Origin of the sequence: Nonomuraea sp. NPDC049607 (genome assembly GCF_040675375.1) — a bacterium.
Taxonomy (GTDB): Bacteria; Actinomycetota; Actinomycetes; order Streptosporangiales; family Streptosporangiaceae; genus Nonomuraea.
In genome coordinates this window covers 43,880-65,762 of the sequence record NZ_JBFAOV010000016.1, presented here as the reverse complement: position 1 = coordinate 65,762, position 21,883 = coordinate 43,880, and the positions used below count along the sequence as shown (strand labels likewise).

Annotated in this window: 20 protein-coding genes; 14 read left to right on the top strand and 6 right to left on the bottom strand. The window is 73.4% G+C overall.

All coding sequences use genetic code 11. The annotated features are described in order from the left end of the window. Positions 1 to 23: 23 nt before the first annotated feature. Complete coding sequence (locus AB0J97_RS28605; RefSeq protein ID WP_357694528.1) at positions 24 to 785, top strand: SDR family oxidoreductase; 762 nt, start codon at positions 24 to 26, stop codon at positions 783 to 785. Here AB0J97_RS28605 and AB0J97_RS28600 read toward each other — a convergent pair. Beyond that, on the bottom strand, positions 775 to 1,347 hold the full coding sequence (locus AB0J97_RS28600; protein ID WP_357694530.1) for a helix-turn-helix domain-containing protein: 573 nt from the start codon (positions 1,345 to 1,347) through the stop codon (positions 775 to 777). The genes AB0J97_RS28605 and AB0J97_RS28600 overlap by 11 nt on opposite strands. Positions 1,348 to 1,431: 84 nt before the next feature. On the opposite strand from AB0J97_RS28600, the gene AB0J97_RS28595 reads away from it, so the two are divergent. Both AB0J97_RS28595 and AB0J97_RS28590 read left to right on the top strand, forming a co-directional pair. Then, a complete protein-coding gene (locus AB0J97_RS28595; protein ID WP_357694532.1) occupies positions 1,432 to 3,081 on the top strand; it encodes an FAD-dependent oxidoreductase in 1,650 nt (549 codons plus the stop codon). Beyond that, positions 3,078 to 4,508, top strand: coding sequence for an ATP-binding protein (locus tag AB0J97_RS28590; protein ID WP_364093913.1), 1,431 nt, complete (start codon positions 3,078 to 3,080; stop codon positions 4,506 to 4,508). Before AB0J97_RS28595 ends, AB0J97_RS28590 begins: the two co-directional genes overlap by 4 nt. A gap of 15 nt (positions 4,509 to 4,523) precedes the next feature. Here the strand turns inward: AB0J97_RS28590 and AB0J97_RS28585 are convergent, their stop codons facing one another. Next, the gene (locus tag AB0J97_RS28585; protein WP_364093910.1) at positions 4,524 to 5,525 is read right to left on the bottom strand and encodes an ROK family transcriptional regulator; all 1,002 of its coding nucleotides are present in this window, start codon (positions 5,523 to 5,525) and stop codon (positions 4,524 to 4,526) included. A gap of 74 nt (positions 5,526 to 5,599) precedes the next feature. Here AB0J97_RS28585 and AB0J97_RS28580 point away from each other — a divergent pair, with 74 nt between their 5' ends. From AB0J97_RS28580 to AB0J97_RS28570, 3 genes are read left to right on the top strand one after another with little or no spacing between them, the layout of a single operon-like run. Further along, positions 5,600 to 6,763: an MFS transporter gene (locus tag AB0J97_RS28580; protein WP_364093907.1), complete on the top strand. Its 1,164-nt coding sequence runs from the start codon at positions 5,600 to 5,602 to the stop codon at positions 6,761 to 6,763. Positions 6,764 to 6,809: 46 nt separating this feature from the next. Then, positions 6,810 to 7,877 (top strand): LLM class flavin-dependent oxidoreductase, encoded by a 1,068-nt coding sequence (locus AB0J97_RS28575; RefSeq protein ID WP_357694540.1) that lies wholly within the window; start codon positions 6,810 to 6,812, stop codon positions 7,875 to 7,877. A gap of 2 nt (positions 7,878 to 7,879) precedes the next feature. Beyond that, on the top strand, positions 7,880 to 9,367 hold the full coding sequence (locus AB0J97_RS28570) for an AMP-binding protein (protein ID WP_364093904.1): 1,488 nt from the start codon (positions 7,880 to 7,882) through the stop codon (positions 9,365 to 9,367). 23 nt (positions 9,368 to 9,390) lie between these two features. On the opposite strand, the gene AB0J97_RS28565 is transcribed toward AB0J97_RS28570, so the two are convergent. Then, positions 9,391 to 9,981: a TetR family transcriptional regulator gene (locus tag AB0J97_RS28565; protein WP_364093900.1), complete on the bottom strand. Its 591-nt coding sequence runs from the start codon at positions 9,979 to 9,981 to the stop codon at positions 9,391 to 9,393. A 98-nt stretch (positions 9,982 to 10,079) separates the two neighbouring features. On the opposite strand from AB0J97_RS28565, the gene AB0J97_RS28560 reads away from it, so the two are divergent. Continuing rightward, on the top strand, positions 10,080 to 11,213 hold the full coding sequence (locus AB0J97_RS28560) for a cytochrome P450 (RefSeq protein WP_364093897.1): 1,134 nt from the start codon (positions 10,080 to 10,082) through the stop codon (positions 11,211 to 11,213). A gap of 9 nt (positions 11,214 to 11,222) precedes the next feature. Here the strand turns inward: AB0J97_RS28560 and AB0J97_RS28555 are convergent, their stop codons facing one another. Then, positions 11,223 to 12,131, bottom strand: a complete 909-nt coding sequence (locus tag AB0J97_RS28555; protein WP_364093894.1) for a cyclase family protein — start codon at positions 12,129 to 12,131, stop codon at positions 11,223 to 11,225. A gap of 29 nt (positions 12,132 to 12,160) precedes the next feature. On the opposite strand from AB0J97_RS28555, the gene AB0J97_RS28550 reads away from it, so the two are divergent. Beyond that, complete coding sequence (locus AB0J97_RS28550; protein WP_364093891.1) at positions 12,161 to 13,378, top strand: serine hydrolase domain-containing protein; 1,218 nt, start codon at positions 12,161 to 12,163, stop codon at positions 13,376 to 13,378. Positions 13,379 to 13,392: 14 nt separating this feature from the next. On the opposite strand, the gene AB0J97_RS28545 is transcribed toward AB0J97_RS28550, so the two are convergent. Beyond that, complete coding sequence (locus tag AB0J97_RS28545) at positions 13,393 to 14,130, bottom strand: SDR family NAD(P)-dependent oxidoreductase (RefSeq protein WP_364094287.1); 738 nt, start codon at positions 14,128 to 14,130, stop codon at positions 13,393 to 13,395. Further along, on the bottom strand, positions 14,130 to 14,720 hold the full coding sequence (locus tag AB0J97_RS28540) for an isochorismatase family cysteine hydrolase (protein WP_364093888.1): 591 nt from the start codon (positions 14,718 to 14,720) through the stop codon (positions 14,130 to 14,132). Before AB0J97_RS28540 ends, AB0J97_RS28545 begins: the two co-directional genes overlap by 1 nt. A 168-nt stretch (positions 14,721 to 14,888) precedes the next feature. Between AB0J97_RS28540 and AB0J97_RS28535 the strand changes: the two genes are divergently transcribed. From AB0J97_RS28535 to AB0J97_RS28510, 6 genes are read left to right on the top strand one after another with little or no spacing between them, the layout of a single operon-like run. Beyond that, a complete protein-coding gene (locus AB0J97_RS28535; protein WP_364093884.1) occupies positions 14,889 to 16,700 on the top strand; it encodes a protein kinase in 1,812 nt (603 codons plus the stop codon). A 48-nt stretch (positions 16,701 to 16,748) separates the two neighbouring features. Next, the gene (locus AB0J97_RS28530; protein ID WP_364093880.1) at positions 16,749 to 17,108 is read left to right on the top strand and encodes an OB-fold domain-containing protein; all 360 of its coding nucleotides are present in this window, start codon (positions 16,749 to 16,751) and stop codon (positions 17,106 to 17,108) included. Continuing rightward, positions 17,105 to 17,428 carry a VOC family protein gene (locus tag AB0J97_RS28525; RefSeq protein ID WP_357694558.1) on the top strand — a complete coding sequence of 108 codons (324 nt, stop codon included), beginning with the start codon at positions 17,105 to 17,107 and terminating at the stop codon, positions 17,426 to 17,428. The genes AB0J97_RS28530 and AB0J97_RS28525 overlap by 4 nt, the downstream gene beginning before the upstream one ends. 15 nt (positions 17,429 to 17,443) lie before the next feature. Next, on the top strand, positions 17,444 to 18,958 hold the full coding sequence (locus AB0J97_RS28520) for a class I adenylate-forming enzyme family protein (protein ID WP_364093876.1): 1,515 nt from the start codon (positions 17,444 to 17,446) through the stop codon (positions 18,956 to 18,958). Next, positions 18,955 to 20,988, top strand: a complete 2,034-nt coding sequence (locus AB0J97_RS28515) for an acetate--CoA ligase family protein (protein ID WP_364093874.1) — start codon at positions 18,955 to 18,957, stop codon at positions 20,986 to 20,988. The genes AB0J97_RS28520 and AB0J97_RS28515 overlap by 4 nt, the downstream gene beginning before the upstream one ends. Further along, positions 20,975 to 21,724, top strand: coding sequence for a glucose 1-dehydrogenase (locus AB0J97_RS28510; RefSeq protein ID WP_357694564.1), 750 nt, complete (start codon positions 20,975 to 20,977; stop codon positions 21,722 to 21,724). The genes AB0J97_RS28515 and AB0J97_RS28510 overlap by 14 nt, the downstream gene beginning before the upstream one ends. The last annotated feature ends 159 nt before the right edge of the window (positions 21,725 to 21,883 follow it).

The window sequence follows — 21,883 nt, the reverse complement described above, 5'->3', positions numbered from 1 at the left end:
CGGCCCGTCACTATAGTCGCCCTATGGATCTCGGCATCTCGGGCAAGGTCGCCCTGGTCACCGGCGGCAGCGCGGGCATCGGCCTGGCCGCCGCCAAGAGCCTGGCCCGCGAGGGCTGCGACGTGTGCGTCAGCGCGCGCAACCCCGAACGGCTCGCGGACGCGGTGGTGGAGCTGCAGCAGTTCGGCGGCGTGGTGCACGCCGTGCTGGCCGACGTGGAGGACCCGGCGGCGGCTCAGCGCGTGGCCCAGGAGACGCGCGACGTGCTCGGCCCGGTCGACATCCTGGTGGCCAACGCGGGCGGCCCGCCCACCGGCCGCTCCGACGAGGTCGACCTCCAGGACTGGGACGTCGCCGTGCAGCGCAACCTGCTCGGCACCGTCCGGCTGATCCAGGCGGTGCTGCCCGAGATGCGCTCGCGCGGCTGGGGCCGGATCGTCACCGTCACCAGCTCCTCCGTCCGCGAGGCGATCGACGGGCTGGCGCTGTCCAACGCCATGCGCCCGGCCGTCGCCGGGATCGTCCGCACGCTGGCCCGCGAGGTGGGCGGCGACGGCGTGCTGGTCAACAACGTGCTGCCGGGGGCCATCGACACCGAGCGCCTGCGCGGCACGTCGGGCGGCGACGACGAGGTCGAGGCGCGCGGCCGGGCCGTGCCGGTCGGGCGCGTCGGGCAGGCCGACGAGGTCGGGGACGTGATCGCGTTCCTGGCCAGCGAGCGGGCCTCGTACGTGAACGGCGTCTCGATGCTGGTCGACGGCGGCGCCGGCCGGGTCATCGCCTGAGCAGGGTGGCGACGACGCCGGCCGCCCACTCCTCGTCCTTGTCGGCCGGCTCGACGAAGTAGGACAGGTTGGCCCGGTGGAAGCAGGCGCCCATCAGCAGGGAGGCCGCCGCGCCGGGGTCGAGGCCGGGGTCGGCGCGGCCGGCGGCCCGCTCGGCCTCAAGGATCTCGGCCAGCGACCGGATCGGCAGGTGGGGGCCGGTGTTCGTGGTGGCGAGCATGTGCCTGAACCGGCCCAGCAGCGAGGGGTCGGCCAGCATGCCGGAGGCGATGGTGGCAGCCTCGGTGTAGAACTCCAGCGCCGCCAGGGCGAACCGGGTGAGGTTGGCCGTCAGGTCGCCCTCCCCCGCGCTCAGCCGCAGCCGGGCCAGGGCGGGGGCGAGCGCGGGCAGCCGTTCGAGCAGGACCGCGAGGAAGATCTGCTCCTTGCCGGCGAAGTGCTTGTAGAGCAGGGCCTCGGAGCAGCCGGCCGCCTGGGCGATGCGCCTGGTCGTCGCGCCCGAGATGCCGAACTCCCGGATGGCCTGCTCGGCGGCGTCGAGGATGCGCTCGCGGGTGCTCATCCGCCCATGATATGAGCGAGTGCTCACCAACCTACGCGTGCATGACATCCTTCCCTTAGGGACCATTGGGGAGAAGGTAGGGGAATGGACAAGCCGGTCATCGTGACGGTTGACGACGACCCGGGGGTGTCGCGGGCGGTGGCCCGTGACCTCAGGCGCCGGTACGGCCATGAGTACAGGATTGTCCGCGCCGAGGCTGCCCAGGACGGCATCGAGGCGGTCAAGGAGATGCGGCTGCGCGGCGACGAGGTGGCGGCGATCCTGGCCGACTACCGGATGCCGCAGATGAACGGCGTGCAGTTCCTTGAGGCCGCCATGGACATGTATCCGTACGCGCGCCGGGTGTTGCTGACCGCCTATGCCGACACCGACGCCGCGATCCAGGCGATCAACGTGGTCGACCTCGACCATTACCTGCTCAAGCCGTGGGACCCGCCGGAGGAGAAGTTCTACCCGGTGATCGACGGCCAGCTCGACGCCTGGATGCGGACCGACCGGACGGCGCGTCCGGAGCTGCGTGTGGTGGGCGACCGGTGGTCGGCGCGCTCGTACCAGGTGCGGGACTTCCTGGCCCGCAACCATGTGCCGTACCAGTGGATGCTGGCCGAGGACCCGGAGGGCGCGCAGCTGGTGAAGGCCGCCGGCGAGGGTTGTCACCTGCCGCTGGTCGTCACCGAGGACGGCACCACGCTGGAGTCCCCCGACCAGGCCGCGCTGGCCACCGCCGTCGGGCTGTCCACCACCCCGGCCACCGACTTCTACGACCTGATCGTGATCGGCGGCGGGCCCGCGGGCCTGGGCGCGGCGGTCTACGGCGCGTCGGAGGGGCTGAACACGGTGCTGGTCGAGGCGCACGCCTCGGGCGGCCAGGCGGGCCAGAGCTCCAGGATCGAGAACTACCTCGGCTTCCCCGACGGCGTGTCCGGGCAGCAGCTCGCCGACCGGGCCCGCAGGCAGGCGCTGAAGTTCGGGGCCGAGCTGCTGAGCGCGCGCAAGGTCACCCATCTGGAGCCGCGCGGGCAGGCGCGGGTGATCGGCTTCAAGGACGGCGGGGAGATCGCCGCCCACGCGGTGATCCTGGCCACCGGCGTCACCTACCGGCGGCTGGAGGCGCCCGGCCTGGACGAGTTCGTCGGCAGGGGCGTCTTCTACGGCGCCGCGCTGACCGAGGCGCCCGCGTGCAAGGACATCGAGGTCTACATCGTCGGCGCGGCCAACTCGGCCGGGCAGGCGGCCGTCTACCTGGCGGGATTCGCGAGCAAGGTCCATTTGTTGGTGAGGAGTGATGGTTTGGAGAAATCCATGTCCCACTACCTCATCGAGCAGATCAACGCGATCGACAACATCGAGGTCAGCCTCCTGACCGAGGTCGTCGGTGGCGCCGGTGACGACCACCTCGAACGGCTCACGCTGTCGACCAAGGGCGAGGAGCGCACGGTCGACGCCCAGTACCTGTTCGTGTTCATCGGGGCCGAGCCGTACACGTCGTGGCTGGGCGAGACGGTCGAGCGGGACGCCAAGGGGTTCGTGCTCACCGGTCCCGACCTGGTGCAGGGCGGCCGGCGTCCGCGCAACTGGACGCTGCGCCGCGAGCCCTACTACCTGGAGACCAACGTGCCGGGCGTGTTCGCCGCGGGCGACGTACGGGCCGAGTCGATCAAGAGGGTGGCCTCCGCCGTCGGTGAGGGCGCGATGGCCGTCGCGCTGGTGCATCGTTATCTGGAGAAGCAATGACCGACACCGTCGACATCGACGAACTGCGCAAACTCTTCCTGTTCGAGCGGCTGACCGACGAGCAGCTCGCCAAGCTGGCCGCCAGCGGCCGGGTGCGCTCGTACGCCCAGGACGAGGACATCGTCCGGCAGGGCGAGCCGGCCGAGTGCTTCGCCGTGCTGCTGGAGGGCGAGGTGCAGATGATCAACGAGACGGTCAGCGCCGGGACCGTCGCCATGCCGCGCGCCTCCCAGCCCGGCGTCTACGGTGGCGCCACGTCGGCGTACCTGGGCGACCGGGCGCCGGAGACGTACCAGCACACGCTGCGCGCGACCGCGCCCTCGCGGATCTTCCTGCTGCCGGCCAAGAAGTTCGCCTACATCGTGGCCGAGTGGTTCCCGATGGCGATGCACCTGCTCGACGGCATGATGTCGGGCGGGCGCATGCAGCGGGAGATCATCGACCGGCGGCAGCGGCTGACCGCGCTCGGCACGATCACCGCCGGGCTCACGCACGAGCTGAACAACCCGGCGGCGGCGGCCGTGCGCGCGGTGAGCGAGCTGCGTTCGCTGATCAAGGCCTCCCGCATCCAGCTCGCCCAGCTCGCCGAGGACGGCATCCCGCCGGAGAAGCTGCGCACCCTGATCGAGGCCCAGGAGGCGTGCACGAGCAACCTCGGCAACCAGCCGCAACGCTCCCCCCTGGAGATCTCCGACGCCGAGGACGAACTGGGCGAGGCCCTGGAGGACGTCGGCGTCCAGGACGCGTGGGAGCTGGCCCCCGCGCTGGTCAACGCCGGTTTCACCGCCGACTACCTGCAGAAGATCCGCGGCAAGGTGGGCGAGGAGCACACCCCGGCCGCCCTCCACTGGCTGGCCGAGGCCATCGAGATCTCCCAGATGCTGAACGAGGTCACCGAGGCCACCGAGCGCATCACCTCGCTGATCCGCTCGGCCAAGCAGTACTCGCAGATGGACCGGGCGCCGTTCCAGATGATCGACGTGCACGACCTGCTCGACAGCACGATCGCCATCTTCCGCGGCAAGGTCCCGCCGGGCGTCAGCGTGGTCACCGACTACGACCGCACGCTGCCGCTCATCCCCTGCTACGCCGGCGAGCTGAACCAGGTGTGGACGAACCTGATCCACAACGCGCTCGACGCCATGGGCGAGGAGGGCACGCTGACCGTCCGCACGGCCCACGACGAGGACGAGGCGATCGTCGAGATCGGCGACACCGGCCCCGGCGTGCCCGACGCGATCAAGGACCGGATCTTCGAGCCGTTCTTCACCACCAAGAGCGTGGGCGAGGGCACCGGGCTCGGGCTGGACATCTCCTACCGGATCGTGGCAGGACGGCACGGCGGCGAGATCAAGGTGCGCTCGGTGCCGGGCGAGACGTGGTTCGAGGTGCGCCTCCCGCTGCGCGAGCCGGTCGCGCAGCAGTGAGCCTCGCGGCGCGGGTCACCAGACGTTGTCCCGCGCCGCGTCGAGGGCCGTCAGCACGGCTCCTTCCAGCACCGCGTTGCCCTCGACCCGGGTGGCCCTGACCTCGGTGGGCGCGGGCGACAGCTCGCGCAGCCGTGCGGCGACCTGGTCGGCCAGCTCGTCGCCGCCCTCCTGGCCCGTGGCCCCGCCGAGGACCACCAGGCCGGGGTCGAGGAGGGTGACGAAGGCGAAGGCGCCCTTGGCGACCCGGCGCGCCCGCTCCTCGGGCCGGGTCGTGGCCTGGAGCAGGAGGCAGAACGGCGTGCCCTCCACGTCGAGGAAGCCGATCTCGCCCGCGCCCCCGGACGCGCCGCGGCGCAGCCGTCCGCCGAGGACGACCGCGGCGCCGATGCCGTCGTCCAGCCAGAGCAGCACGAAGTCGTCGCTGCCCTGGGCCGCGCCGGTGCGCAGCTCGGCGACGGCGGCCAGGTTCACCTCGTTCTCCAGGACGACGGGCACGCCCAGCCGCTCGCGCACGGCGGTCACCAGACCGGGCCGCCATCCGGGCACGTCGTTGGCCATCACCAGCTCGCCGTCCTTGGGCTTGACCAGGCCGGGCGCGCCGATGACCACGTTGTCGAGCGCACGCCCGGCGGCGGCCTCGGCGACCGTGGCCTCGACGAGGTCGGCCAGGTCACCGGAGATCTCGCGGACGGCCGACCCGACCACGTGCCCGGTGAGGTCGGCGACCGTGACGTTGATGGCCGTACGGCGCAGGTCCACCCCGGCGACGTGGGCGCGCCCGGCGACCAGCGCGTAGAGGCGGGCGTTGGGGCCGCGCCGGTCCTCGCCGCGTTCGCCGGCCTCCTCGATGAGGCCGCCGCCCTTGAGCCGTTCGATCAGGTCGGAGACGGTGGGCCTGGACAGACCGGTCAGCTCGCGCAGCTGCGGGGCGGTCAGCGGACCGTGCTCCAGCAGCAGGTCGAGGGCGAGCCGGTCGTTGATCGCACGGGCCATGGACGGGGTCGCGGTCTTCACGCCGCCCATAATAGTCAGGAAGGCTCCCTGATAGCTCTTTTCATCAGGAAGGTTGCCTGATAGTTTTTCCGGCCATGAGCCCTCATCGCGCCATCGCGGCCGTCTTCGCCGCCCACGGCGCCGTCGCCGGCAGCTTCGCCACCCGCATCCCCTGGATCCAGGAGCACGTCCACCTGAGCGCGGGCCTGCTCGGGTTCGTACTGCTCTGCCCCTCGATCGGGGCGTTCGCCGCGATGCCGCTGGCCAGCCGCCTGGCCCACCGGTTCGGCAGCCGGGCCACCACGCGGGTGCTGCTCGCACTGTGGTGCGGCGGCCTCGCCCTGCCGGCCTTCGCCCCCGCGCCCGTCTGGCTGTTCGCCATCTTCCTGCTGTACGGCGCGTCGGCCGGCATGTGCGACGTCGTCATGAACGCCCATGGCGTCACCCTCGAAAGGCACCTGAACAAGCCGGTCGTCTCCGGCCTGCACGGCATGTGGGCCGTGGGCAGCCTGGCGGCCGGCGGCCTCGGCACCCTGGCCGCGCAGGCGGGCATCGACGCCCGCCTGCATCTCGGAGTCGTCGCCGCCGTCCTGGTGGTCCTGGGCGGGATCGCCGGTCGCGGACTGCTGCCCGACGGGCCGCGGGCCGCCGACGCGCCCGCGCCGCGCCGCTTCGCCCTGCCCTCGCGCGCCATCCTGGCCGTCGGCGTGGTCGGGTTCTGCGGCACGTTCGCCGAGGGCGCCAGCTCCAACTGGGCCGCGGTCTACCTGACCAACGTCGCCGACGCCGGGCCGGGGGCCGCCGCCGCCGGTTACACGATCTTCATGCTCTGCATGGCCGGGGCCCGGCTGGCGGGCGACCGGGTGGTGCGCCTGACCGGCCCCGTGCGGGCGGTCCGGATGGGCGGGATCGTCGCGGTCGCGGGCGGCGTGCTGGTGGTCCTGGCCCGTACGCCGGTGCTGGGCGTCATCGGGTTCGCGCTGGTCGGGCTGGGGGTCGCGGTCGTCGTGCCGCTGGTGTTCACGGCGGCGGGGAACGCCGGGCCCACGCCGGGCGAGGGGGTCGCCGGGATCGCGACGATCACGTACCTGTCGGGGCTGACCGCGCCGGCGCTCACCGGCTGGGTGGCCGGCAGCGTGTCGTACCCGGCGGCGTTCACGCTGGTCACGGGGGTCCTGGTGGCGCTGACGGTGCTGGCGCCGGTGCTGCGGCCGCGTCCGGCCGCGCGGGAGGTGGTCCGGGAGCGGCAGCCGGCGTGATACGCTCCCAAGCGAGCGCTTGGTTTACATACGGAGAGGCCGCCGCATGAAGTTCTCGACCTTCCACCTCTTCCACCGCTTCGACGGCCAGAGCTTCAAGGACGTCTACGACTACCATCTGGAGCTCATCGAGCTGGCCGAGGAGCTGGGCTTCGACGGGGTACGGCTGGCCGAGCACCACTTCCGCGACTACGGCGTGGCGCCCAACCTGTTCACCATGCTCGCCCACGTCGCCGCCCGCACCTCCCGGATCAGGCTCGGCACCGGAATCGTGGTGCTGCCGCTGCACAACCCGATCCACGTGGCCGAGGAGGCCGCGCAGGTGGACGTGCTCTCCGGCGGCCGGCTCGACCTGGGCATCGGCCGGGGGTACCAGAGCTTCGAGTTCGAGGGCTTCGGGATCGACCTGGCCGAGGCGCGCGACCGGTTCAACGAGGCGCTGGAGGTGATCCTCGGGCTGTGGACGAGGGAGTCGTACCGGCACGAGGGGAAGTTCTACCGGACCGGCGCCGAGGTCACACTCGCGCCGCGCCCGCTGCAGTCGCCTCACCCGCCGCTGCACGTGGCCGCCGTCTCCCCCGAGACCGTCACCATGTACGCCGAGCGCGGCCTGCCCGTCCTGGCCGACCCCGCCGCGACGTTCCGCAAGGTCGTCAAGGCGGCCGAGACCTGGCGGGAGACGGCCGCGCGGGCCGGCCACCCGGCGGGCGCGGAGCTGGTGGTGGCCCGCAGCGTGTACGTCGCCCCCACGCTGGAGCGGGCCCGCGAGGACCAGGCCAGGTTCGAGGCCTCCTTCGACCGCTCGCGCATCTTCAACGAGCGCAGCGCCCCCATCGACCCGAGGACCGGCAAGGCCGCCCAGGGCTTCGAGTACTACCAGGACCGCTACCTCAAGGGCGGCTCGGTCTCGCCCGACTTCCGCTGGGAGCAGCTGGAGGTCATCGGCGACCCCGCCCGGGTGATCGAGCAGGTCTCGCTGCTCAGGGACGCCGGCTTCACCAACCTCCTGTGCGACTTCGGCAGCACCAGGCCCATGCCGCTGGAGGACATGAAGCGGGTCATGCGCTTCTTCGCCGCCGAGGTCATGCCGGCCTTCGCCCCCGCAGGAGGATGACGATGATCCACAGCCTGACCCTGTCCGACGTCCTGGCCGACCACGCCCGCAGCCGCCCCGGGGTCACCGCCGTGGTGGACGGGGACGTGCGGCTCACCTACCCCGAGCTGGACGACCGCGTCACGCGGCTGGCCGACGCCCTGGCCGGGCGCGGCGTGGCCGCCGGGGAGCGGGTGATGTGGCTCGGCCAGAACTCGCACGCCGTGCTGGAGCTGCTGCTGGCCTGCTCGCGCCTGGGCGCGGTGCTCTGCCCGGCCAACTGGCGGCAGTCGCCGGACGAGCTGCGTTTCGTCCTGTCCGACCTGGCGCCCAGGGTCGTCGTCTGGGAGCACTCCGACGCCGCCGCCGAGCTGGCGGACGCGGCCACGTGGGTGCTCGCAGGCGAGGCGTACGAGGAGCTGGTCGCGGGCGGCTCGGCGCGGGAGTTCCCGCAGGTGGACGACGCCGAACCGGTGCTCGCGCTCTACACCGCAGCCTTCGGGGGCCGGCCGGGCGCCGCCCTGCTGAGCAGCGCCGCCCTCGTCGCCCACAGCGCCACGCTGCTCGTCGTACGCCAGATGGAGCCGGGGTTCACCTTTCTCAACGACGGGCCGCTCTTCCACGTCGGGACGATGATGTTCTGCCTGGCCACCCTCCAGATCGGCGGCACGAACGTGTTCACGCCCGCCTTCGACGCCGAGGAGGTCTGCCGGCTGGTCGACGCCGAACGGGTGACGCAGGCGTTCCTGTTCGGGCCCATGATCGACGCGGTCGCGGCGGCGAACGCGGGCGGCAAGTACGACCTGTCCTCGCTGCGTTTCGTCGCCCACTCCGCCGAGTGGGACGACATGATCACCGTGGACCACTCCCCCTGGTGCCGCTCGAAGATGGGCGGGTACGGGCAGACCGAGGTGGGCGGCATGCTCACCTTCCTCGGGCTGGCCGAGGGCGGCGCGGGGTTCGCGGGACGGCCGTCGCCGCTGGTCCAGGTGCGCATCCTGGATCCGGAGGGCGTGGAGGTGCCGGTGGGCGAGACGGGCGAGATCTGCGCGAGGGGCAAGACCCTCTTTTCCGGATATTTCGCCCGGCCCGACTTAAATGAGGCGAAGTCGCGGTACGGGTGGCATCACACCGGCGACCTAGGCCGCCGCGAGCCCGACGGCACCATCACCTTCATCGGCCCCCGGCTCCGCATGATCAAGTCGGGCGCCGAGAACATCTACCCCGCCGAGGTCGAGCGCGCGCTCAGGACCCATCCGGCCGTCGCCGACGCGGCGGTGATCGGCGTGCCCGACCCCCAATGGCACCAGGCGGTCAAGGCGGTCGTGGTGCTCAGACCGGACGCCGCCGCCACCCAGGACGACCTGGTCGCGCACGTCAGGGGTGAGCTGGCGGCGTACAAGAGGCCGCGCCAGGTGGTGTTCGCCGACGCCATCCCCAAGCAGGGTTTCACCCCCGACTACGACGCCCTCGACGCCGCGTACGGCGGCGGCAACTACCCGGGCGCCTGACCCCCGCCATCCGTACGGGCGCCCTACACCGGGAGCCCCGCCTCCAGGTGCGCGAGCGCCTTGTCCAGCTCGGCGGGGCCGTCCATGGCCGGGTTCCGGACCCACTCGAACCACAGGGCCACCATCACGCCCGTGACGGCCCCCGTGACGTTCCTGATCTCCGGGTCGGCCGCGTCCCGGCCCTGGCGCGCCGCGAGCTCCTCCCGCAGCGTGGCGAGCACGCCGGTGACGTTCTCCAGGCTGGCCGCCCACAACTCCGGGACGGTGAGCATGAGCTTCTCCCGTTCCATGCCGTCGGCGATCTCCTCCGGCGTCTGGGCGTCCGTGACCGCCCGCATGGCCATGCGCACGGCCCTGACGGGACCCACCTCGGCGGGCACGGCCCTGAGCGCCTCGACGAAAGGCGGGAACTGGTCTAGCAGCACCAGGTCCTCCTTCGTCGGGAAATAGCGGAAGACGGTGCTGGGCGCGACCTCCGCCGCCTCGGCGACCTGCTCGACGGTCGTCGCCGCGTAGCCCTGCTCGCGGAACAGGCGCAGCGCCTCCTTCTGGATCAGGGCGCGGGTTCTGGCCTTCTTCCGCTCGCGCAGGCCCTGGACGGGTCGTTCGCTCATGTCACCGCATTCTCCGGGCCGGCGGTCCGCGCGTCCACTCGTCGGAGCCTGATGCATATCGCTATACAACTTTCATTTGAGAGTCTACTCTCACAATTATGCGACTTCCCCTCGAACGTCCGGCGGAATGTCCCTTCGATCCCCCGGCGGGGCTGGCGGGCCTTCCGGCGATGAGCCGTCTGGAGTTCGCCGACGGCCATCTCGGCTGGCTGGCCACCACGGCCGAGGCCGCCCGCGCGGTGCTGGGCGATCCCCGGTTCAGCGCCCGGCAGGAGCTCAAGCACCAGGCCGTGCACCCGAATCCCGCCGGGCTCGGCACGCCCGCCCCACCGGGCTTCTTCGCGGCCATGGACCCGCCGGAGCACACCCGCTACCGACGGCTGCTCACCGGCCGGTTCACGCTGCGCAGGATGCGCCTGCTCGAAGCGCGGGTCGAACGCATCGCCGCCGACCACCTCGACGCCATGGCCGCCGCCGGGCCGCCGGCCGACCTCGTGACGGCGTACGCGTTACCGATCCCGTCGCTGGTCATCTGCGAGCTGCTCGGCGTCCCGTACGCCGATCACGACCTGTTCCAGGAGCTCAGCGCCCGGCTCGTCACCTTCGGCGAGGACGGCGCGGGAGCGCTGGCCGAGCTGACCGGCTACCTGCGCGGGCTGGTCCGCCGCAGGCGCGGGGAGCCGGACGGCGGCCTGATCGGCGACCTGACCGGCGACCTCGACGACGACGAGCTCGCCGGCCTCGCGGTGATCCTGCTGGTGGCAGGGCACGAGACCACGGCGAACATGCTGGCGCTCGGGGTGTTCGCGCTGCTGGCGAACGGGCGCCCGTACGAGGACGGCGCGGTCGAGGAGCTGCTGCGCTGGCTGTCGATCCTGCATCTCGGCGCGCCTTCCAGAGCCGCCCTGGAGGACGTGGAGGTGGCGGGCGTGACGGTCAGGGCGGGCGAGACCGTGGCCCTGTCCCTGCCCGTGATCAACCGCGACCCGGCCGTGTACGCCGACCCCGACCGGCTGATCCCCGACCGGCCGGAGGCCCGCCGCCACCTGGCCTTCGGGTACGGCGTGCACCAGTGCCTGGGCCAGCAGCTCGCCAGGATCGAGCTGCGGATCGGCTACCGGGCGCTGTTCGAGCGTTTCCCCGGTCTGCGGCTGGCCGTGCCGGCGGCCCAGGTGCCGGTCAAGGACGACGCCTCGGTGTACGGCGTCAGGAGCCTCCCCGTCACCTGGTGACCGGCCCGCTCACAGGACGGCGAGCGGGGTGATCGGGCTGCCGGTGCCTCCTTCGATGCGCAGCGGCGCGGCCACGAACACGAACTCCGTCCGGCCGGCCGCGCCCAGCTCTTCGAGCCAGAGCATCTCGACCAGGTGGACGCCGTGCCGGTGGAGCAGGATGAGGTGCAGGTCGTCGGCGGCGCACTCGTCGGCGAGCTGCCGGTCGTTCAGGCCGCCGATCGCCGCGTTGTCGCAGGCCACCGCCGACACGTCCTGGGCGGCCAGCCAGGAGCCCGCCTCCGCCGACAGCCCCGGCTGCCCCGACCAGTACTCCTCGCGCGACCGCTCCCAGACCAGCGGCCAGCCCGTGCGGATCACCGCGACGTCCCCGGGGCGCGGCGTGGCGATCTCCTGGAGCAGCCGGGCGGGGACGCGGAAGCCGGCCGGCAGGTGGTCGAGCCCGAGGCGCCGGGGCACGTCGAACAGCACGCCCCTGGCCACCACGCCGCCCACGTGCTCGATCCCGCACCGGGTGGCGCCGTAGGAGCGGACGCGGGCGGCCGGGTGGCCGTTGTAGAGCAGGTCGCCGGTCCACATGTGGCACAGCGCGTCCATGTGGGTGGTGGTGCCATGGTGGGTCACCAACAGGGCGTCGTCGGCCACGCGCAGGCCGTCGCCGACGGGCCGGGCGCCCGCGGCGTAGTCGCCGCCGTCCACGGACATGAAGTGTTGCGGCAGCGGACGGCCCCGCAGGTGCGGGACGGTCGTGGGCGCGGCCGAGGAGGTGGCGCCCCTGATCGGCATGGCCAGGCTCAGCACCTCGCCCGTGACGGCGCTGCGCAGGGCCTCCAGGACGACGGCGGGGGTCAGCAGATTGAGGGTTCCGCGCTGGTCGTCTGGGCCGAATCGTCCCCAGTTGTTAGGCTCGTGCACCAAGTAAGCGCTTCCTTTCTTGCGGAGGTCTGATGTACTGCGATCCCCGGTTCTCCCGCGTGCGCGAGGCGTTCGAGCGGAACTTCGCCGAGGGCGAGGAGCTGGGCGCGGCGGTGGCCGTCTATCTCGACGGCGAGCTGGTCGTGGACCTGTGGGACGGGGTCGCCGACCGGCACACGGGACGGGCCTGGGAGGCCGGCACCCCGGCCTTCGCGTACTCGTGCACGAAGGCGATCGCGGCCACCGTGCTGCTGCGGCTCGCCGAACGCGGGCTGGTGGACGTGGGCGCGCCGGTCGCGGACGTGTGGCCGGAGTTCGCCGCCGGGGGCAAGGAGGCGGTCACGGTCGAGCACGTGCTGACGCACTCCTGCGGGCTGCCGGTGATCGAGACGCCGGTGCCGGTGGAGGAGTTCGAGGACCAGCCGGCCGTCGCGGCCCGGCTCGCCGGTCAGACGCCGCTGTGGGAGCCGGGGACGGCGCACGGGTACCACGCGTTGACGTACGGCTTCCTGGTCGGGGAGGTGGTGCGGCGGGTCACCGGGAAGTCGGTGGGCGAGCTGGTGGCGGCGGAGATCGCCGGGCCGCTGGGGCTGGACCTCTGGGTCGGGGCCCCCGACGACGTGATCCCCCGCGCCGCCCGCCTCAAGGCCCCCACCCGCCCACGCCCCTCCCCCGAAAGCCCCACCCGCGGCCCCGGAACCCCAGGGGATGCCTCCGAGAACCCCGCTCCCTCCGGCGGAGGGGTCGGCGTCGGTGGGGGGCGGGATCTGCTGGGCGAGATGAGCCGGGCGGCGCTCGATCCCGGCAGCCTGATGAACCGGGCGCTCGGCAACCCGGCCATCCGCCTGCTCGAAGGCGGCGCGAACAACCCGGTGATCCTGCGCGCCGGATGGCCCGCCGCCGGGGTCGTCACCACCGCCAAGGGCCTGGCCGGGTTCTACCGCGCGCTGGTCGGCGGCGACGTCCTCACCTCCGCGACCCTCCAGGACGCCCTGCGCCCCCGCGTCAGCGGCCCCGACCGCGTGCTGTTCATGGACACCACGTTCGGCCTCGGCTACATGCGCCCGTCGTTCACGTTCCCGATGCCGTCGCGGACGGCGTTCGGCCACTCGGGCATGGGCGGCTCGCTCGGCATGGGCGACCCCGGCCGCGGCCTGGCCTTCGGGTACGTGATGAACCGGATGGCCGACAGCCTCACCGGCAACCTGCGCGGCCTGCGCCTGATCGAGGCCGTCTACCGCTCCCTGTGACCCCACGGCGCTCGTCACTGCATGGTCACGCCGCCGCTCACCGACAGCGTCTGGCCGGTGATGTAGGCGGCGCGGTCGGTGCACAGGTACGCGATCAGCCCCGACACGTCGGCGGGCGTGCCCAGCCGCCGCAGCGGGATCCCCTTGGCGATCTTGTCCACGAGCCCCGGCTCGGCCTCGGACACCCGGCGGAGCATCGGCGTGTCGGTCGGCCCCGGGCAGACCACGTTCGAGGTCACCCCGCCTCTGGCGGCCTCGCGGGCGAGCGTCTTGGCCAGGCCGAACAGGCCCGCCTTGGTCGCCGCGTACGCCCCCTCGCCGCCCGACCCGGCCCTGGCGCCGTCGGAGGAGACGAACACCAGCCGTCCCCAGCCCCTGGCCGTCATCCCGGGCAGCAGCAGCTTGGTCATGAGCATCGGGCCGCGCAGGTTGACCTGCCACATGAGGTCCCAGTCCGCCGGGTCGCTCGCCGTGAACGGCCGCACGATCGACACCCCGGCGTTGTGCACGAGCACGTCCACGGGCCCGGCCTCGGCGCAGAACGCCTCGACGGAGGCGGGCGAGGCCAGGTCCACGGCCAGCGCCCGCGCCCCGGGCAGGGCGGCGGCCGTCCGGCGGGCGCCCGGCAGGTCCACGTCGGCGACGACGACGCGGGCGCCGAGCGCGGCGAGGTCGGTCGCCACGGCCGTGCCGATCGCGCCCGCTCCCCCGGTGACGACGGCGACGCGGCCGTCGAGGCGCAGGCCGTCCACTACGTCCACGCCTTCGCCAGGTCGGCCGCGGCGACGCGGGTGGCCAGCAGGCCGACCGTGTTCCGCAGGACGGCCTGCGCGTAGTCCTCGGGGATGCCGGCCACCGCGTCCTTGACCACCGTCACCCGGTAGCCGAGGTTGACCGCCTCCAGCGCCAGCCCCGGGATGCCCAGGTTGAGCGAGACCCCCATCGCGACCACGGACGAGACGCCCAGGGAGCGCAGCGTCATGTCCAGCGAGGTGCCGGTGAACGGCGAGAACCCGTGGTGCCGCCGGCTCTCCAGGTCGCCGTCCTCGCGCAGTTCGGGCAGCACCTGCACGGCGGCCGTGCCCTCCAGCATGTGCGCGGGGTCCTTGAGCAGGGAGACGATGAACGGGCAGTTGCCGGTGTGCGAGCCCGCCCGGTCCGGCCGGAAGGCGGCCGTGCAGTGGATCACCGGGAGGCCGGCCGCTCTGGCCGCGCGCAGGACGCGGGCGGCGTTGGGCACGACGTCGTGGCGGGCACAGGCCGCCACCAGTTCCGGAAATTTCGTGAGATCGCCGACGACGCCCCGCTGCATCTCCATCACCAGCACGGCCGACCGCTCCACCCGCAGCCTCCATCATTTAGCCGAGCGCTTGCTTGGGCAAGCCACAGCATAACACCGCCCCCACGACATCACTTTTCTCCGCAAAGACGGAAATTTCTCCAGACGTGACAACCCACACCCCGGGTGAGACCGTCGAATGCACGACGGCCTGCCTGATGGGGGTTGGACTTGGTCCCTGGTTACCGTGAAGTTCGCCAGCTCGGCGCGGGCCGCACCGGCCGCGTCTTCCTCGCCACCTACCAGTCCACCGGCGCCTACGTCGCGATCAAGTACCTGAACGCCACCCTGCGCAGGGACCCCGAGTTCATGGACCGCTTCAGGGCCGACACCCACCAGCTCGTCGAGATCGACGACGCCGACGTGGTCCGCCTCTACGAGTACGTCGAGACGCCCGACCGGGCCGCCGTCGTCATGGAGCTGGTGGACGGCGTCTCGCTGCGCACCTTGCTGGCCGAGCACGGCCGTACGGCTCCGGAGGCGGCGCTCGTCCTGCTCAAGGGCGTGCTGGCCGCCCTGGCCGTCGCGCACGAGAGAGGCGTGCCGCACCGGGACGTCAAGCCGGAGAACGTCCTGGTCCAGGCGGACGGCACGAGCAAGCTGGCCGACTTCGGCGTGGTCGTGCACGCCGAGGAGCCGGGGGTGCCGGCGGGCAGCCCGGCGTACATGTCGCCCGAGCTGTGGACGCAGGGACGGGCCGGACCCTCGGCCGACCTGTACGCGGCGGCCTGCCTGCTGTTCGAGGCGGTCAAGGGGCGGCCGCCCTACCGCGCGTACAAGGAGGGCCAGGACGGCGAGCAGGACGTCGCGGCGCTGCGGGACCTGCACCTGATGGAGCCGGTGCCGCTGGAGGTGGTCCCGGACGCGCTGCGCGACCTGCTCAGACGCGGGATGGCGAAGGACCCGGCGCTCAGGTACGCCTCGGCCCGGCAGTTCGCGGCCGAGCTGGAGGAGGACGCCGTCGCGGCGTACGGGCCCGGATGGGAGCAGCGGGGCCGCCGCCGGCTCGCCGAGCTGGCCACGCTGCTCGCGCTGCGCTTCCCGCTGGCGGCCACGACCGAGCGGGAGACGCGGTCCCCGATGGGGGTCCGGGGCCGGGCGGTGCGGCTGCCCGCGCTGCCGCCGCACCTGTGGGTGGCGGGCGCGACGGTGGTCGCCGTGGCGATCGCCCTGATCATCTCCGGCGGACGGCTGTCGCCCGGCGCGGGCACGATCCTGATGCCGCAGCCGAAGCCGTCGGGCGAGCTGAACCCGGCGCCGGTCGACGCCCACACGCCGACCCCCCGGAGGAGCGCTCCCGCCACGGACCGCGGCAGTGCGCCCCCGCCCGCCACCGGCGGGCCGCGCGTCCCCACCGGCCCGCCGCGCGGATCCACCGGCCCGCCGCCGGTCCCGTCCAGCGCCGCGCCGCCGGTGCCGACGCAGGCGCAGAGCGGGACCGCCCCGCCGCCGCCGGCCGTGCGGGAGGCGAGCATCACCCGGTGGAGCGGCTCGGCGGGCGCGATCAGCGTGTCCGCGGACGGCACGGGGCCGGTGCGGCTGCGGATCGCGTACACGCGGCGGCTCGACGACGGGCCGGTCGCCACCGTGCGGCAGGAGACCCTCACGCTGCGCGGCAGCACCGCCTACACCAGCGGCGTCCGGCACGATCCCGGGGACGTGGGCTGCGGGGTGCGGGCCTACCTCGGGATCGTCGTCATGACCGAGCCGGCGGCGGTCAACGGGCCCCAGGTCAGCGAGGTCGCCGTGGACGGGCCCACCTGCCCCACCCCGACCCGCTCGGGCCCGGCCACGCCGTCCGGCACCCCGGCGGCCCCGTCGACCCCGTCGGCCTCGACGTCCTCGACGTCCTCGACGTCCTCCGCGGGCGGGCGGCCCGTCGCGCGTCCCACGCAGGGACCGCCGTCCCCGTCCGCCGGGACCTCTCCGGAGTACGCCCTCCCGCCCGCCTCCCCGGAGGGCGGGCTGGTGCCCGGCGAGTAGGGGCGCGGGCCCTTGTCGGCCAACCAAGCGTGCGCTAGCTTGGCAGCGATGAGCGGTGACACCTCCCCCACCGGCGCGGGGACGCGTGGCGAGCTGGTGATCCGGCGCTGCGTGTCCTGCGGCCGCCGCGGCTGGCTGCCCGAGCCGTCCTGCCCGGCGTGCGGTGGGGACGAGCAGGCCGCCGAGCCCGCCGAGGGCACGGGGACGGTGCACACGTTCACCGTCGTGCACCGGTCGTTTTCGCCCGGCTACCGGGGGCGGGAGCCGTACGTGCCGGCGTGGGTGGACCTGGACGAGGGGGTGCGCGCGTTCGGGCACGTCGTGGGATGCGCGCCGGAGGAGGTCCGCGTCGGGATGCCGGTGCGGGTGACGTTCGTGGACGATCTGCCGCATTGGAGGCCCGTATGAAGCTCGGCAACGTGCTCATCCCCGTCGCCGACCTGGACGAGGCGATCGCCTTCTACGGCCTGCCGGTCACGTTCAGGGACGGCGACAGGTTCGCCGCGCTGGACGGCGGCGGCGTCACCGTGGCGCTGGCCGGACCCGCCGAGCACGTCACCGCGTCGGCGGCGCCGTCGTACAAGGTGGACGACGTGGCGGCCACGGTGCGCGAGATGGCGGCGCGCGGGGCCGAGGTGGTGCGCGCGCCCGAGGACGGGCCGCACGAGAGGCGGGCCGTGCTGCGCGACCCCTCAGGAAACACGTTCGTGCTCTACTCGCCCCTCTGACCTGGAGGCACCCCCATGGCGCGATCACCCTACGGCAACTACGGCCACGCGATCCTGACCGCGGGAGCGCTGCGCACGCCCGACCGGGTGGCGCTGACGTACTGCGGCGAGCGGAGCTTCACCTACGACGAGCTGAACCGGGCCGTCAACCGCCGCGCGAACGCCCTGCTCTCGGCCGGGATCGCCCCTGGGCAACGGGTGGCGGCGCTGCTCAACGAGACGCTGCTGGTCGCCGAGGTCTACCTCGCCCAGGCCAAGATCGGGGCGGTGACGGCGGCGCTCAACCCGTACTGGCCGGTCGAGACGCTGCGGGCGGTGGTGGCCGCCTCCGGCTGCACGGCCTTCGTGTACGACCCCACGGTCGCCCAGGTGGTCGAGGAGATCAGGGACTCCCTCCCGGACGTCACCACCTGGATCGACGCCGGCGAGCTGACCGGCGGCCCGGAGGAGGAACCGCCGCTGGGCGGCTTCCACGACGACCCGCTGGCCCTCTACTACACCTCGGGCACGACCGGCCTGCCCAAGGCCGTCGTGCACACCCACGCCTCCTCCCTGGCGACCGCCCAGATCTGGCTGGACGTGCCGCGCGGCCCCGACTCGGTGTTCGGCACCGGAGCGATCATCTGGGGCATCGGCTTCCCCGCCATCGTCGGCCCGGCCCTGTACGCGGGCATGCGCCTGGTGCTGGAGCAGGACTGGGGACCGGCGAACTTCCTGCGCGTGGTGCCGCGCGAGCGGGTCACGCACGTGTCGCAGATCCCGTCGTTCTACACGGCGTTGCTGGGGTCGTCCGAGCACGAGGGGGTGGACCTGTCGTCGATCCAGGTGATCATGCTGGGCGGCGAGCCGCTGACCGCGACCATGCTGGACCGGATCAAGGCCAGGCTGCCCGGCACCGGGGTCTACTCCTACTACGGGCAGACCGAGGCGCCGTACACGTGCATGGGCCGCGTGGACGACGGCTCGACGCCGCTCGGCTCCTCCGGACGGGCGCGCACGGGCAACGCCGTACGGATCACCGGCCCGTCCGGCGCCGCCGTGACCGGCGAGGTCGGTGAGATCAACCTGGCCGGGCCGCACCGCATGGCGGGCTACGACGGGCCGGACGACCACGGCGTGCTGCGCGGCGACTGGTACGTGGGCGGCGACCTCGGGACGCTGTCGGCCGACGGCGTGCTGCGCGTCCTCGGCCGCCGCGAGGACTCGATACTCAAACACGGCCAGTGGACGCAGCCCGCCACGATCGAGGAGGCCGTCTCGGCCCTGGACGGCGTGGCCGAGGCCGGCGCGGTGGGCGTCCCCGAGGGGGCGGCCGAGCAGCGGGTGCTGCTGGCGGTCGTGCCGCGCGCCGGGCAGTCGCTGGACGCCGCCAAGCTGTCGCTCGCCCTGGCCGACACGCTGCCCCCGCACCAGCGGCCCGACCACATCGTGGTGACCGGCGAGCTGCCGCACTCGCAGGACGCCTCCGGCGGCCCCGGCAAGCTGCTGCGCCGCCGGATCCGCGAGCAGCACGGGCACCTGCTCGGGTGAGCGTCCAGGAGCGCGGGGGCCGGGACGGTCCACGGGAGCACGAGGTCAAGGCGCTGGTCGCGGCGGCCGGGGTGCCGGTGCCGCGCGGGGTCGTGGTGCGCGACCTGGACTTCACGGCGGCCGGGGAACTGGCCGGGCCGCTGGTGCTGAAGGCGTTCGGGCCGGGGCTGGTGCACAAGTCGGAGGCGGGGGCCGTACGGCTCGGCCTGCGGGCGGACGAACTCGCGGCGGCGGCCGGGGAGATGCGTTCGCGGCTCGACGTGGAGGGGTTCCTGGTCGAGGAGCAGGCGCCCGCCGGGGTGGAGCTGATCGTGGGGCTGGTCGGCGATCCTGGGTTCGGCCCGGTGCTGCTGGCCGGGCTGGGCGGCGTCTGGACGGAGGCGCTGCGCGACACGGCGCTGCGGCTCTGCCCGATCGCCGAGCGGGACGCCCGGCTCATGCTGGACGAGCTGCGCGGCTCGGCCCTCCTGCGCGGCCACCGCGGCCGGCCGCCGGTGGACGTGGACGCCGTGGTCAAGCTGCTCATGACGGTCGGCGGCCCCGGCGGGCTGTGGGAACGGCTGGAACTGGGCGAGTTCGAGCTGAACCCGGTCATCGCCACCCCTTCCGGCGTGACCGCGGTGGACGCCCGGTACCTGCCCGGCGAGCCCCGCCCGTCCGCCGCCCGCGCGCCGGCGGACTTCCTGCCGCTCTTCGAGCCCCGCGCGGTGGCCGTCGTCGGCGCCTCCGCGAGCAGGCCGAACTTCGGGAACATGTTCCTCGACTTCTACAAGGCCGCCGGCGTGCCGCTGGTGGCCGTGCACCCGTCCGCCTCCGAGGTGGCGGGGGTGCCCGCGGTGCCGTCGCTGGCCGCCGCCGGCGTGGACTACGCGCTGGTGGCGGTGCCCGCCGAGCGGTGCGCCGAGGTGGTGCGGGAGGCGTCGGGCGTCCCGTACGTGCAGGTGATGAGCGGCGGGTTCGGCGAGGCGGGACGCGCGGACCTGGAACGCGACCTGGCCGGGGCCGCCCGCGCGGCGGGCACCCGGCTGCTCGGGCCCAACTGCATGGGCGTGTACTGCCCGCGCGGCCGGCAGACGTTCGTCGGCGGCGGCCTGGGACCGGCCGGGACGGTCGCGCTGATCTCGCAGAGCGGCGGGCTCGCGGGCGAGGTGATCAAGGTCGGGGAGCGGCGCGGGCTCGCGTTCAGCCGGGTCGTCACCGTGGGGAACGCGGCCGACGTGACCCCCGCCGAGCTGCTGACCTGGCTGGCCGGCGACCCCGAGACCCGGGCCGTCGGGCTCTACCTGGAGGATCCGCGCGGCGGCCGGGAGCTGCACGAGGCGCTGCGCGCGGCCGGGCTGCCGGTGGCGCTGCTGGTCGGCGGGCGCAGCTCGCAGGGGCAGCGGGCGGCGCTCTCGCACACCGGCGGCATGGTGGGCGACCTGCGGGTGTGGGCGGCGGTCGCGGCCCAGACGGGCACGGCGCTGGTGTCCTCCCAGGACGACCTGATCGGCGTGCTGGCCTTCTTCCAGGCGCACGGCTCCCGCATCACGGACGGCGACCGGGTGCTGGTGATCGGGCCGAGCGGGGGCGCGGGCGTGCTGGCGGCCGACGCGTTCGACCGGGCGGGCGTGCGGCTCGACCCGCTGCCGGACGGCGTGCTCGACGGGCTCGGCCTGGCCGTCGCGGGCAACCCGCTGGAGGTGCCGGTGGGTCCGCGCGGGCGTCCGGGGCTGGTGGCGGAGGTGATCGAGGCGATCGTACGGCGGGAGCCGTACGCGGACGTGGTCGCCCACGTGAACGTGCAGAGCTTCTTCACCTACGGCGACGCGGCCGAACCCCTGTACGCCTACACGCGGGCCCTGGCCGGCGCGCAGGAGGCGCTGCCGCGCGTCAGGATCACGCTCGTCACCAGGAACGGCGAGTGCGCGCCCGCGGGCGTGGAGGACGAGGTACGGCGGATCGCGGCGGCGGCGGGCGTCCCCGTCTACCGCTCCATGGAGGCGGCCGCGGCGGCCGTCGCGGCAGGAGGTAGTCGTGGGACTGCTTGACGGCAAGGTCGCGCTGATCACGGGTGGGGCCAGGGGCATGGGCGAGTCGCACGTGCGCCTGTTCCTCGAAGAGGGCGCGCGGGTGGTCTTCGGCGACGTGCTGGAGGAGGAGGGCAAGGCGCTGGCCGCCGAGACGGGGGCCACGTACGTGCGGCACGACGTGCGCAGCCCCGGCGAGTGGCGGCGGGCCGTGGACACGGCCACGGAGCTGCACGGACGGCTCGACGTCCTGGTGAACAACGCCGGCATCCTCGCCTACGGCCGCATTCAGGACATGGCTCCCGAGGACTTCGACCGGGTGATCGACGTGAACCTCAAGGGCACCTGGCTCGGGGTCAAGTCGGTGATCGACCCCATGAAGGCGGCCGGGCGCGGCGCCATCGTGAACATCTCCTCGATCGAGGGCTTCGTCGGGGCGGAGGGGTTGTCGGCGTACGCGGCGTCGAAGTTCGCGGTGCGCGGGCTGACCAAGTCGGCCGCGCGGGAGCTGGCCCGCTTCAAGATCCGGGTGAACTCGGTGCATCCCGGCGCGATCAACACGGCGATGGCGGTGAACCCGGACCTGATGGCCGAGGTGGACGCGGAGGCGTTCGTGAAGTCCATGGTCATCAAGCGGTTCGCGAAGCCGGTGGAGGTCTCGCACGTGGTGGCGTTCCTGGCCTCGGACCGGGCCAGCTACTGCACGGGGAGCGAGTTCACGGTCGACGGGGGGCTGCTGACGGGGGCGGGTTACTAGGCTTCCGTGCCTCTTTTCTAGTCGAATCATACGTTTTGGGCATGTCTGGCGGCTTGGTTGAGCTGCGGTTATGCGCCCGGTGATGTCTTTGCCTGCTCTTGGGGTGTGCTTGACCTTGGTCACGAAGCGGTAACCTCGCAGCGCACGACACCACAGGTT